Raw genomic sequence first — 13,124 nt, forward strand, 5'->3', positions numbered from 1 at the left:
CCGGGGACGTTTCTGTCTGGCCCTGCTACCTGGCCCACAGCAATGACGCCGCGAGCATCACTTCGACGACACCATAAAACTGGTTGGGGTAGAACGACGTTCGGTCTCCGGCGAGCGCTGCACACACTCGCCCGAAGGCCATACCGAGTAACGCGACACTCACGGTGACCACAATGCCGAGACGGACCTGCTCCGGCGCCGCGATGGCGTACCCGAGGATCGCCGCGATGGCCAACCCGAAACCCCCGTACACCGCCCGCACCTCGGCCCGAGATGCCGCTTCGCCCAGCGTGATTCCGAATGGTCGCAACATCTGCGCCGGCGCCGTCAGTGCCCGCAGGCCCATGCCCGCAAAGAACACCGCATTGACACCGACAACAACATTGGAAGCCACTGACACCGTTACCTCCTGACGACGGTGCGACGGCAACCAGCATGACGCACGTGAGTCATGTCGTCAGACGAAACGACTCAGAGTCGCCACATTTCGCGCTCGGTGGCGGCCTGCTCGAATGCCTTATGGCGAAAAGCCTCCGGCTGGCGCACTTTCGCGGCCAGATGCACTCGGGTCACGAACGCGGCGGTCTTGTCCGACCACCAGTGCATCGCGGCCGCGGCGGGGTGGACGCCAACCGGCACAGAGTTGGTAGCCATCGCGGTATCCCTTCACGAACTCCGACAATGCTTTTGAGACCGCACACCTCGGCGACGGGCAAGGTCGGCACTGGTGCACAGGTTCAGCGACGGAGCTCGTCGATCTATTCCCTGTGGCACGCCGGTGTTCGCTGCCGGCTTACTCCAGCCCGGCGGTGCCGTCCGGTTTGACGGTCACGGCCGCTCCGGCGAGGTCCTCGCGGGTACTGGCCTCGGCCTGCGACGCATCGGTGATCACCGCCAACGCCCGGCTGCCGCTGGGGGTGCGGACAGCCACGAATACCTTCTCGGGCACCCCCTCACGGGTCACCGGCGTGGTCCAGGTTTCCACCGTGCCAGTGCCCGACCAGTCCTCTTCTGCCACCGCCGTCGGCTCGGCATCGACCTCCGATTGCACGTCCTCCCAACGGAACTCGTGCGCAGGCGGCTCAGTGCTGTAGACGCCGAAGCTGTGCTTGGTCAGGTACCCGCCGTTGGCGGTGATCAACCCGACCTGGCCGGGATTGGCCGTCAGCCGCCCGGCCATGGTGGCGATCGAATGCGACACGTAGTTGTTCCACGGCCCACCGGCGAACGTCAGGCCGCCGGTGACGGTCAGTGGCCGCGCCGGATCATCGAGCGCCAGACCGAGCTCACGCGCCGCCACCTGCACCGCCGACGGGAAGCACGAGTACACGTCGATCGCATCGATGTCGTCGATGCCGAGCCCCGTCAACTCCAGCACCCGACGGCCGGCGATCCGAATGGCCGGCGACCCGGAAAAGCTCGCGCGCTCCCCGATCAGATAGGTGTCGTGAGCGTCGGTGCCGGCGTAGGGAAAGACCCACCGCTCCCTGGGAATCTGCAGTTGCCCGGCCTTGCCCACCGAGGTGAGGATCAGGGCGGCGCCCTGGTCGACCATGTTGTTGGAGTTCATCAGCTTGGTGTAGGGCCAGCTGATCATCCGGTTGTCCGGGCCGGGTTGCCAGATCTGCTCGGCCGGAACAACTTCGGGGCTCCAGGCATGCGGATTGCTTGCCGCCACTTGACTGAACCGCGACCACAGTTCGCCGATCCGTTGCCGGTGCTCCTCCGGGGCCTCCCCCGCAGCGATCCGCAAGGCCTGCTCGAACATCGGGTACACGTGGGACGGGGCCACCAGTCCGATCCGGAGTTCGGCTGGACCGGCCATGGTGAACTCGGGGTCGCTGGGTGCCATCGGCACCGACTCCTCCTGCTCGGTGCCGGTCAGCCGCTCGCCGCGTGCCTTCAGTCGCGTCCGGGTCCGCCAGGTTTCGCCACCGGCGATCAGCACGACGTCGTGGCGGCCCTGCTGGATGTCCAGGCACGCCTGATTCACCAGCGACTGCGGGATGTTGCCGCCGACCGGGGTGTACCGCGTGACGGCGCCGGGTGCGCCGATGCGCTCCGCCAACAACAGACCGGGGTCTCGATAACGCACCGACAGCAGGTTGACGACCCGGACGGCGTCGACCGCCTCGAGGACGCGGGCGTCCGCGGCGGCGCGGGCCGCCGCTTCCATTAGGTCGACCGGCTCGCCGCCCGGATTCTCGTCGTGCTGGTTGACCTGGCCATAGCCGACGAGTATCGGGGTTCTGGGATCAAGTGACACTGATGTTTCCTCTTCTGTGCCGGGTCTTCTCCGGGATTACCTCCACCTTGGCGGCCTCTGGGCGGCACTGTAAACGACCAGCGCGGAAACCCGCACATGAGCGTTCGGGACATCTATTCACCGTCAAGGGCGCCAGATGTCGCGTGAGGAAACGTGTAGGTGTCGCACAATGCGATTTACAGGGCGGCGGCGACGGCATTGCATGGACCTGACATGCAGAAGGGTGAACACATGACGATGAGCGTGGCCGAACGCGCCGAACTCGCCGCAGCCGTCAAGGACCTGCTCAGTGAACATTGCACCGAAGCCGACGTCCGCCGGGTGATGAGCACCGACGACGGATTCGATCGCGACCTGTGGCACAAGTTGGCCGCGCAGGGCGTGGCGGGCCTGATTGTCGACCCGGAATACGGCGGCGTCGGGCTGGGTGCGCAAGAGCTGGAGGCGGTAGCCGAGGTCACCGGTGCAGCCTTGCTTCCCGCCCCGTTCCTGTCGAGTGCGGTGTTCGCCACGGCCCTGATCCAGGCCGCCGGCAGCGGCGACGACAAGGCGCGGCTTTTGCCTGCGTTGGCCGAAGGCTCCTCGATCGCCACCGTGGCCGTCACCGGACCCCGGGGCACGTGGGCGCCGGATGGTGTTGCGGTTCAGGCAGTTCGGCGCGGCGACCGGTACGAGCTCACGGGCAGCGCGCACTATGTGCCCGATGGGCAGATCGCCGACGTCGTCGTCGCCGTCGCGAGGACCGACGACGGCATCGCGATCTTCGAGGTCGCCCCGGACGCGCCCGGCTTCGACCGCACCGCCGCAACGGTTTTCGACCCCACCGTCCGGCTGTCGACATACACCTTCCACCAGACCCCGGCCCGTCGCATCGGCACCGGAGGCTGGGCGGCTGTCGAATACGCGCTGTCCCTCACGGTGATCGCCCTCGCCGGGGAACAAGTCGGCGGGGCCCGCCACCTGTTCGATGTCACTGTCGACTACCTCAAGACCCGCATCCAATTCGGGCGGCCCATCGGCAGTTTCCAGGCACTCAAGCACATGGCGGCCGATCTCTTGCTGGAAGTCGAATCCGCCACCTCAGCCGCGCAACATGCCGCCGCGCAATTCGCCACCGACCCGGCGAGCGCAGACGGTCCCGTCGCGTTGGCCGGATTCGCTTGCGCGGAGGCGTATCACACCACGGCCATGCAATCGATCCAGATGCACGGCGGCATCGGCTTCACCTGGGAGCACCCCGCGCATCTGTTCCTGCGCCGGGCGCGCACCGGCCGTCAACTGTTCGGCAGCTCACGCGACCATCGTGAGCGCTACCTGGCAGCAAAGGGCGCCTGATATGACCACCACCGCACCGAATCCTGATGACCTGCGCACCGAGGTGCGCAACTGGCTCGCGCAGAACTGGACCGCGTTGTCACCGTCCGACGATCCGTGGATCAGTTCGCCCGAGGAAATCGCCTGGCGCGAAAAGGTTCTCGACGCCGGCTACGCCGTACCCACCTATCCGGCCGACTGGTTCGGCCGCGGGTACCCCAGCAAGCTCGCCGCGGTGATCCACCAGGAATTCCGCGCCGTCAAGGCCCCCGGCGCCTGTCAGGACAAGCACAACATTCCCGCCAACACGCTGTTCGCGTTCGGTTCGGATGAGCTGAAACACGAACTGCTACGGGACTTTCTGACCGGGGCGGCACGCACCTGCCTGCTCTACAGCGAGCCCGGCGCCGGATCCGATCTGGCCGGGGTGAGCACCACGGCGGTGCGCGACGGCGACAGCTGGGTGGTGACCGGCCAGAAGGTGTGGACCTCCGGAGCGGCGACGTCCGAGTACGGTCTGCTGATAGCACGCACCGACTGGGATGCGCCGAAGCACAAGGGCATGAGCTACTTCATCATCCCGATGCGGCAGCCCGGCATCGAGGTGCGGCCGCTGGTCCAGATCACCGGCGAGGCGCACTTCAACGAGGTGTTCATCTCCGACGCCACCGTGCCGCACGCAAATCTCATCGGCGGAGAAGGCAACGGCTGGCGCGTCCTGCAGACCGCCCTGGCGTACGAACGCTCCATCATGGGCGACGGCGGACGCGGATCACGCAACAAGTCCAAGGCCGACAGCCTCGTGGAACTGGCGCGCGAGCACGGACGCCTCGATGACCCCGCCCTGCGGGAGCGGCTCGCGGATGTGCTGGCGCTCCGGGAACTCAACCGGCTCAACAATCTTCGCGCCAAAGCAGCCACCAGCCAGGGCACGTCGAGTTCGATCATGTCGCTGGGCAAGCTCGCGATGTCGCGAATCCTGCACTCCGAGGCCGCGCTGAAGACCGAGATCATCGGGACCCAATCGCTGTTGGCGGGTCCCGACAACCCCGAAGCCGACGACGTTAACTTTCTGTCCCTCAACGCGTTCTTCAGCTCGATCGGCGGCGGCACCGACCAGATTCAGCGCACCATCATCGGCGAACGCGTACTGGGGCTGGCGAAGGAACCCGAGACCGATCGCGATATCCCATTCCGTCAGGCGCGACGCAGTTGACGACCGTGGCCTACGACCCGCCCCTGGCCGGGGTCGAGATTCTCGATCTCACCGCCGGACCCATCACGGCAGTCGGCCGGCTACTGGCTGATCTCGGCGCCCACGTCACGTCGGTGCAGCTGGTCGGCGTGACCGCGTCCGACACCACGGGGCCACGTATCGACGGGGTGCCCATCGGCACCGCCATCAATCGCCACGGCATCCCCACGGTCGAGATCGATACGTCGACCCCCGCCGGGCGGCAGGCGTGGGCCGAGTTGCTGGCGACCGCCGACATCCTCATCGAGAACACGCGCCCGGGGTCGGCGGCAGAGGAGTCCTTGGCGATCAAGCAGATTCACGCGGACCATCCGGCATTGGTCATCCTCTCCATCAGTGATTTCGGCCGCGATACGCGTTATCGCGATTGGCAGGCCACCACGCCCGTGCTCCACGCGTTGACCAGCGAGCTGTCCCGTTCCGGCATCCCGGGACAGATACCGCTGGTGCCACCGAGCGCAGACCTGCCGTATCACGTCGCCGCGGCCCAGGCGGCCTTCGTCACTCTCTGCGTGTTCCTGGATCGGCTGCGCACGGGTACAGGCGATCTCATCGATTTCTCGGTGCTCGAGGGAGCGATGCAGACCCTCGACCCACCGTTCGGCACTGCGGGCAGTGCGGCGGCCGGCGTGCCCATCAGCGAACAGAAGCGGAATTGGGTTGCCGAGCAGCAGCGCTATCCGATCTTCAAATGCAAGGACGGCCATGTCCGCATGTGCGTACTGGCAAAACGCCAGTGGCAGAGCATGTTCGAGTGGATGGGGTGCCCGGAAGAATTCGCCGACCCGAAGTTCAACAGCCTCCGCGAGCGCTTCGCGTCGGCGACCCTCTTCGGCGCCATCGAGGCGTTCTGTGCCGACAAGACGCGCGCGGAGCTGGAACTGGCCGGCCAACGGCACGGCGTGCCGACGGCCGCGGTGCTGAGCCTGGCCGAGGTCTTGTCCACGGAACAGGTTGCCGCGCGCGGCTTCTTCCGCGAGACCGAACTCTCCCCCGGCCTGACGGCACCTGTGCCGGTCGGCGTCGTCGAGATCGACGGGCACCGGGCCAGCAGCCTGAACATCAAGGCACCGAGTCACCGACGGCTCCGCGACGCGCCCACTCTCACCGCGCGCGCCCGTAGCGATCTCGGGCTGCCGCTGGAGGGACTGCGCGTACTAGACCTCGGCGTCATCGTCGTCGGCAGCGACACCGGCCGCCTGTTCGCCGACCTCGGCGCCGACGTCGTCAAGATCGAGAATTCCGCCTTCCCCGACGGGCTGCGCATCAGCCTCACCCGGATGACGCAGGCCTACGCCGCCGGTCACCGCAACAAGCGGTCGATCGGCATCGACCTACGATCCGAGCACGGGCGGGCGCTGGCACATCAGCTGGTGGCGCAGTCCGACGTCGTGCTGAGCAACTTCAAACCCGGTGTGGCAGCAGCGCTCGGAATGGACTTCGCCACGCTGCAGCAGGTGAATCCGGGCATCGTCGTCGTCGACAGCTCGGCGTACGGGCCCACCGGACCGTGGGCGAAACGACTCGGCTACGGACCGTTGGTCCGCGCCGCGGCGGGCTTCACCGAGCTGTGGACGTACCCGGATTACCCAGATGCCTTCTGCGACACCGTCACGGTGTACCCCGACCACGTGGCCGCGCGGATAGGCGCGCTGAGTGCCGTCGCGCTGCTGCTGCGCCGCGAACGCAGCGGCCTCGGTGGATCAGCGAGCATCGCGCAAGCCGAGGTGATGCTCAGTCACCTGGCCGACGACATCGCCGCCGAGGTACTCACGAGCCGAGGTCATGCTCCCGGTGATCAGCCGCTCCACGACGCGCCTTGGGGCCTGTTTCCCGGCGCCGGCGACGACGCATGGATCTCGGTGACGGTCCGCGACGACACCGACTGGTCGGCCTTGTGCGCGGTGATCGACCGGCCCGACCTCGGCGCCGACGCCGAGCTGGGTTCCCGGGTCGGGCGGCACCGTCAGCGCGCGCGGCTCGATGAGGCACTCGGCGCGTGGACGTCGCGGCGCACACCGACGGACGCGATGGCGCAGTTGCAAGCCGCGGGCGTCCCGGCCGGCGCCGTACTGCACGCGGCCGAGGTTCCCACCTGGGACTACTACGTAGAGCGACGGACATTCCGCGAGGAACTGCATCCACATGGGGCGACACCGTTCATGATGGAGAACGTGCAAATCCACGCCGACCTCATTTCCGATCCCCCGCTGGGGCAGGCGCCGCTGCTCGGGGAGCAGACCCGCGAGGTCGCGGCCGAGCTGCTCGGACTGGACGACGCCGGGATCGACGACCTGATCGGGCGCGGCGTCCTCGAAGTACCTGCGGCAGCGGCACATTCGGGACGGTAACCGACACCCGCAATGGAAATCGATTTCACCCGGCTTCGCTACTTCGTCGCAGTCGCCGAAGAGCTGCATTTCAAGCGCGCCGCCGACCGGTTGATGATCACCCCGCCGCCGTTGAGCAAGCAGATCAAACTATTGGAGCGCGAACTCGGTGGGGAGCTTTTCGAGCGGACGTATCACGACGTCCGGCTGACGCCGCTGGGCATGCAGCTGCTGGAACCGGCACGTGACATCCTGCGGCGGGTCGAGGAGCTGAAGTCCACCGCGTCTCGAATCACGCAGGCGAGCAGCCCGATTCGTATCGGGGCGACCGCTTATGCGCCGTCGGATTTCACGGCCAGGTTCGAGCAGGCGGTGGCCGGCCTGGCGATGTCCACCGAGTTCAGCGTGCCCGGGTCAGCGGCTGAGGTCATCGCAAAGCTGGTTTCCGGGCATCTCGACCTCGGCCTGATCCACCTGCCGGCCGCCGACAAGCGCATCCGGCACCGAGTGGTGGCCACCTATCCGGGTGCGGCCGCGGTGCGGTTCGACGATCCGTTGGCCGCCAACGACATCATCGCCATCGAGGACCTGCGCGACCGCGACGTGGTGATCGACTTCGCGCGGCCCAATCCCGTGGTGCTGGCGCAGATGGCGCGCGGCCTCAACGAGCGGGGCGTCACACGCATCGTGCGGGCCGTCGGCCAGCTCGGCGGCGAGCTGGAGATGGCCAGCCACGTGTTCAACCGATACCTCGTCGCGCTGGTCAGCTACGCGCCCGCCTCCACGCTGGGCCGAATCTTCTCGCCGCCCGAGTTCAAGCTGATCCCGATCGACGAAAGCACATGGGCCCCGGCCAAAATCGCGCTGGCGTGGGCGCCGGACCGGCTGAGCGATCCGGGCGAGATCGAAGCTGTTGTCGAACAACTCGCCGTCGCCCTCGCTTGACCTGCGCGAGGCGATCATCTGTCAGCTCCCGCCGGTAGGCTGCCTCGACGGACAAACTCCACCACAGCAAGCCCCGGAAGGTTCGAAACCGTGCTCGACGCCGATGACGTGCGCCGCATCGCGCTGTCGCTTCCCGAGACCCGCGAGAAAGAGCGTTGGGGCCATCCGACGTTCGATGTCGCACGCAAGATGTTCGTCACCGTGCCCGACGATGAGACCTCTTTTGCGGTGCGCTGCCCCAGGTTTGACCGCGAAGAGTTGATCGCCGCCGAGCCGCACAAATTCTGGGTGCCGCGACACGAAGCTGCGTCGTCGTGGGTGCGGGTGCGGCTCGAGGCCCTCGACGACGAGCAGGAACTGACCGACATTCTCACCGATTCCTGGCGACTGGCAGCCCCGGCCAGACTCACCGAACAGCAAGAGTCCTGAAAATCAGACCCGCTGCGTCACCCGGCCGAAGACCATGGACTCTTCGATGCGGTCGAAGCGGTGGTCGATCACGTCGAGCACATAGTTGTGCCGGACGTGCCACGGGCGATGGGTGCCTGACTTCGGCAGCGCGTGGGGGTTGCGGTTGATGTAGCCCGCGTCGAGATCGAAGGTCTTCTTCTCGTCCATCGGGACGTCACCCAGATGTGGGTAGGCGTGCGTGTAGCCGTGAGAGTCCATGTACGCCACCAGCTTTGCGAAGGCACGGGCGGTCATGTCGGCGCGCAGGGTCCACGATGCGTTGGTGTAACCCAGGCACCATGCCATGTTCGGCACGTCCTCGAGCAGGAACTCCTTGTAGACGTAGCGGTCAGACGGTGTGATCGCGACGCCGTCGACCGACAGGGAGATGCCACCGAGCGCCTGAAGCTCCAGTCCCGTCGCGGTGACGATGATGTCGGCGTCGATCCGGGCACCGGATTTCAGCACGATGCCGTCCGCGTCGACGTGCGAGATGTGGTCGGTGACGACCTCGGCGCGGCCGTCGCCGATGGCCGTGAAGATGTCGCGGTCGAGCACGGCGCAGAGGCGTTGGTCCCAGGGGTCGTACTTCGGGTTGAAGTGCACGTCCACGGGGTAGCCGGCCGGCAGTGCGGCCACGGCCCGGCTACGGATGAGCCGGCGCCCACCCTTGGGGAACTTGCGGAGCAAGTTGTAGCTGAGGACGCTGATCAGCACGTTCCGGAACCACACGATACGGTGAGCGATCTTGTCCGGCAACAGCTTCCGGATCAGGCTGACCATCGGGTCGATCTGCCACTGCGACATCAGATAGGTGGGCGACCGCTGCAGCATGGTCACCTTCGCGGCGGTCTTCGCCATGGCAGGCACCAGGCTGACGGCGGTCGCGCCGCTGCCGATCACCACCACCTTCTTGCCGGCGTAATCGAGTGACTCCGGCCAGAACTGCGGGTGCACAACCTCGCCGGCGAACGTGTCGATGCCCGGAAAATCCGGGGTGTAGCCCTGGTCGTAGTTGTAATACCCGGTGCCGCAGAACAGGAATCGGGCGCGGTAGGACTTGGCCTCGCCGTCCTGCAGGGTCTGCACCGTCCAGGTGTCGGTCGTCGAATCCCAGTCGGCCGACTGCACATGGGTGTTGAAGTTGATGTGCCGGTCGATGCCGTGCGTGTGTGCGGCGGTGGTCAGGTATTCGCGGATGTGATCGCCGTCAGCGATGTTCTCCGGCCGCGTCCACGGCTGGTACGGGAAGCTGAGCGTGAAGATATCGCTGTCCGAGCGAATGCCGGGATAGCGGAACAGGTCCCAGGTGCCACCGATGCGTGCGCGCCGCTCCAGGACCGTGTACGTCAGTTGCGGGTTGCGCTGGTGCAGCCGGTACGCGGCGCCGATGCCGGAGATTCCGGCACCGATGATCAGCACATCGAAGTACTCGCCGTCGCTGGCCGTCATGAGTCTCCCTTGATCAAATCCGGTACCGCCGGTATCACCTTAGGACACGACGGTCCTACGCCGTCGAGCTGTGTGCCGTCCCGACGAGCAGCGCCCGCAAATGCTGATTGACCTGTTCGGGACGTTCCAGGTTCGCGCAGTGGCCGCCGCCCAGTTCGACGAACGACCACAGATTCGGCACGTTCCTGGCAATGCGGCGGGATGCCGCGATGGGCAGCAACCGGTCTTTGGTGCTACCGATGACCAGCGTCGGCACCGTCAGATTGTCGAGGCTGATGTGATGCGCATCGAGGTTGTCCACCAGAGCGTTCACCCATCCGCTGCGGCCGGCCGCGGAGGTGCCCATGAACAGTTCGTAGACGTAGTCGGCGACGGCAGGGTCGGCATCTCGCCCGACGGCGATCATGGCGACGAACTGGCGCGCCGCCTTCCGTGAACCCGGCACCAGCGGCGCGCCGCCGAAGGTCTTGAGGATGCGGCCGGCAGCGTAGGCCCGGGACTTCGCCAGCGAGTTCGGGACCTGCGCCAGCTGGACCAGCTTCAGCAGGTCGCCGGTGGTGGTGTTGATCAGGGCGACAGCGTCCGCACACTCGCTGACACGCTGCGGGTAGCGCTGCGCCCAGGATGTGATGGCGATGCCACCCATCGAGTGTCCGGCGATGACGGCCCGCTCCCCTGGCCTGAGCGTCGCGCTCAACACCGCATCGAGGTCGGCTGCGAGGAAGTCCAGGTTGTACTTGTAGCGGCCCTTGGGAGCCTCGCTCTGGCCGTGCCCGCGGTGGTCGTACGCGATCACCCGGTAGTCGGTCGCCAGGTCCGCGATCTGGTTGCCCCATACGCCGATGGCGCAGGTGATGCCGTGCGCGAACACGATCGGCTGCCCATGTTCGGGGCCGAACACCTCGGCGTGCAGCCGGGTGCCGTCGACGGCCTTGATTTCCATGGACCGGCCTGGTGGCAGGGCTGCGGGACGTCCGGGTTTGACCAGTTGGGCTCGGGTGAAGGCGGTCATACTGCTCCGTTCGGGTTCGGCGACGTTGCCGGCGGGACATCCCGTACCAGCGAGCCTACCTAAATAACCAGCACCGGCTTGACAACGCGACCGGCCGTGGCGTCGGCCCAGGCGTCGGCGAACCCGTCGAACGGGTACTTCCGTACGAGTTTGTCGACGGGCAGCTCGCCCCGAAGGACGTGCCCGGCCAGCCGCGGGATGAAGCTGTGCGGCTCGCTGTCACCTTCGATCACACCCTGTACCCGTAGCCCGTTGGCCAGGATCAGCCCGACCGGCAGCTCCGCTGTCATGGCACCCAGACCGACCAGAGCCAGCGTGCCGCACTTGCGCAGCAGCGTCAGCGCCGTCGTGATGACGTCGCCGCGCGCGGTGGTGTCGACGGCCGCTGTCGCGCCGCCACCGGTGAGGTCCAAGATCTCGGCAGACAGCTGTTCCGATGACGAGTCGACAGCACCCGTCGCACCCAATTCGATTGCCAGTGAACGACGTTCGGCGATCGGATCGACGGCGACGATCGCCTTGCATCCCACTATGCGGGCCGCCATCACCGCCGACAGGCCGACACCGCCCGCGCCGTAGACCACCACGGCGTCGTCCGGTCCCGCGGCCAGGGTGTTGAGGACAGCGCCCGCGCCGGTCTGCACACTGCAGCCCAACGGCGCCGCCAGCGCCGGGTCGATCGAGTCCGGCAGCACGACGACGTTGGAGGTGTTCGCGAGCGCGTGGGTGGCGAAGCTGGACTGGCCGAAGAACCCGCCCCGAACCGGCGCGCCGTCCAGTCTCAGCGCGCTCGTTTCGTCGCCGCGGTCACCGGCCATATTCAGTTTCGCCGCGTTGTCGCAGTATGCGGGCTTGCCGCCCGCGCAGCTGGGGCAGCGGGCACAACTCGCCATCGTCAGCACCACCTGCTGCCCGACGTCGACGCGCGCGTCCGGCCCGACCGCGAAGACCGTGCCGGCGCCCTCATGGCCGAACACCATGGGCAGGCGCTTTTCCGGCCAACGACCCGACATCGTGATGTCGGTGTGGCAGATGCCGACCGCATCAATGCCGACCAGCACCTCGTCGCCCTGCGGTTCGCGAATCTGGACGTCGGTCAGTTCCGGAGCGGAACCCGGGCGAAGCAACACCGCGGCACGTGCGTCGATCATTCCCGGATCGTAGGTGGGCGGTAACCTGCGCCGGATGACCGGTCTCGTCAAACGTCGGGCACCACGGCGATGAAACGCGGTCCGTTGCCGTCATGGTCGGTGCCCTTCGTCTTTGTCACCGGTGCGGCGTCGCAGTACCTCGGCGCCGCGATCGGCGTGTTCCTCTTTTCGACCACCCAGCCGGCGACGGTGGCATGGCTGCGCGCCGCAGCCGGCGCGCTGGTATTGATGGCGTGGCGCCGGCCATGGCGGATGCGGTTGACGCGACGCCGGATCGCGATCGCGACCCTTTTCGGGCTGATCACCGTCGGCATGAACATCGCGTTCTACGAGGCCCTGGCACGAATACCGCTCGGCACCGCTGTCGCGGTGGAATTCATCGGGCCGACCCTTGTTGCCACACTCGGCTCACGCCGGCCCCGTGATCTCCTCGCGGCAGCCCTCGCCGCCGGCGGCGTCGCCCTGTTGGCCGGCATCGAATTCACCTCTGAACTCGCCGGGGTGGCATGGGCACTGGCCGCCGCGGCGCTGTGGGCCGGCTACATCCTCGTGGGTAAACGCGTGGCTGACACCCACGGCGGGCTGGACACCCTGGCCCTCGGAATGTCCACCGCGGCGGCCATTTTGGGTCCGGTGATCATCGGTCTGCAGGCGCACACGAACTCTGCGGTGTTCTTCGAACCTCGCACCTGGCTGCTCGGCCTTGGCGTCGGATTACTGTCGACGGCCATCCCTTACGGCCTCGACCAGGTCGTCCTGCGCCAGGTCGGTCAAGCGAGGTTCGCGATCTTACTGGCACTGTTGCCGGTGACGGCCACCATCATCGGGCTGACCGTCCTGCATCAAGTGCCGGCGATCGGCGAGATCGCCGGCATCGGATTGGTGGTTGCCGGCCTTTTACTCGGTGCCCGGGGCGCACGGTGAAGGCGGCATGCGACAGTGACAGTGA

General features: G+C 66.9%; 12 protein-coding genes. 6 read left to right on the top strand and 6 right to left on the bottom strand.

Going from position 1 to position 13,124, the window contains the following annotated elements:
- Positions 1–25 precede the first annotated feature (25 nt).
- The 3 genes from QRN63_RS21845 to QRN63_RS21855 form a co-directional block, all read right to left on the bottom strand.
- On the bottom strand, positions 26–394 hold the full coding sequence (locus tag QRN63_RS21845) for a DUF4345 domain-containing protein (RefSeq protein WP_285032699.1): 369 nt from the start codon (positions 392–394) through the stop codon (positions 26–28).
- Positions 395–471: 77 nt separating this feature from the next.
- A complete protein-coding gene (locus tag QRN63_RS21850; RefSeq protein ID WP_285032670.1) occupies positions 472–654 on the bottom strand; it encodes a hypothetical protein in 183 nt (60 codons plus the stop codon).
- A gap of 139 nt (positions 655–793) precedes the next feature.
- Entirely contained in the window at positions 794–2,266 is a 1,473-nt protein-coding gene (locus tag QRN63_RS21855) for an acetyl-CoA acetyltransferase (protein WP_285032671.1), read from the bottom strand.
- A 231-nt stretch (positions 2,267–2,497) separates the two neighbouring features.
- On the opposite strand from QRN63_RS21855, the gene QRN63_RS21860 reads away from it, so the two are divergent.
- From QRN63_RS21860 to QRN63_RS21880, 5 genes are all read left to right on the top strand, one after another.
- On the top strand, positions 2,498–3,601 hold the full coding sequence (locus QRN63_RS21860; RefSeq protein ID WP_285032672.1) for an acyl-CoA dehydrogenase family protein: 1,104 nt from the start codon (positions 2,498–2,500) through the stop codon (positions 3,599–3,601).
- Position 3,602: 1 nt separating this feature from the next.
- Entirely contained in the window at positions 3,603–4,796 is a 1,194-nt protein-coding gene (locus QRN63_RS21865; RefSeq protein ID WP_285032673.1) for an acyl-CoA dehydrogenase family protein, read from the top strand.
- A 5-nt stretch (positions 4,797–4,801) separates the two neighbouring features.
- Positions 4,802–7,186: a CaiB/BaiF CoA-transferase family protein gene (locus tag QRN63_RS21870; protein ID WP_285032674.1), complete on the top strand. Its 2,385-nt coding sequence runs from the start codon at positions 4,802–4,804 to the stop codon at positions 7,184–7,186.
- A 12-nt stretch (positions 7,187–7,198) separates the two neighbouring features.
- On the top strand, positions 7,199–8,110 hold the full coding sequence (locus QRN63_RS21875) for a LysR family transcriptional regulator (RefSeq protein ID WP_285032675.1): 912 nt from the start codon (positions 7,199–7,201) through the stop codon (positions 8,108–8,110).
- A 90-nt stretch (positions 8,111–8,200) separates the two neighbouring features.
- A complete protein-coding gene (locus QRN63_RS21880; RefSeq protein ID WP_267316261.1) occupies positions 8,201–8,539 on the top strand; it encodes an MmcQ/YjbR family DNA-binding protein in 339 nt (112 codons plus the stop codon).
- A gap of 3 nt (positions 8,540–8,542) precedes the next feature.
- Here the strand turns inward: QRN63_RS21880 and QRN63_RS21885 are convergent, their stop codons facing one another.
- The 3 genes from QRN63_RS21885 to QRN63_RS21895 are packed head-to-tail and all read right to left on the bottom strand — an operon-like array spanning position 8,543 to position 12,175.
- The gene (locus QRN63_RS21885; protein WP_267316260.1) at positions 8,543–10,012 is read right to left on the bottom strand and encodes a flavin-containing monooxygenase; all 1,470 of its coding nucleotides are present in this window, start codon (positions 10,010–10,012) and stop codon (positions 8,543–8,545) included.
- A 55-nt stretch (positions 10,013–10,067) separates the two neighbouring features.
- Positions 10,068–11,024 carry an alpha/beta fold hydrolase gene (locus QRN63_RS21890; RefSeq protein WP_285032676.1) on the bottom strand — a complete coding sequence of 319 codons (957 nt, stop codon included), beginning with the start codon at positions 11,022–11,024 and terminating at the stop codon, positions 10,068–10,070.
- Positions 11,025–11,083: 59 nt separating this feature from the next.
- Positions 11,084–12,175 carry an NAD(P)-dependent alcohol dehydrogenase gene (locus tag QRN63_RS21895; RefSeq protein ID WP_285032677.1) on the bottom strand — a complete coding sequence of 364 codons (1,092 nt, stop codon included), beginning with the start codon at positions 12,173–12,175 and terminating at the stop codon, positions 11,084–11,086.
- Positions 12,176–12,244: 69 nt separating this feature from the next.
- Here QRN63_RS21895 and QRN63_RS21900 point away from each other — a divergent pair, with 69 nt between their 5' ends.
- Complete coding sequence (locus QRN63_RS21900) at positions 12,245–13,099, top strand: EamA family transporter (protein WP_285032678.1); 855 nt, start codon at positions 12,245–12,247, stop codon at positions 13,097–13,099.
- The last annotated feature ends 25 nt before the right edge of the window (positions 13,100–13,124 follow it).

It is taken from the genome of Mycolicibacterium sp. lyk4-40-TYG-92 (assembly GCF_030209435.1).
GTDB lineage: Bacteria > Actinomycetota > Actinomycetes > Mycobacteriales > Mycobacteriaceae > Mycobacterium.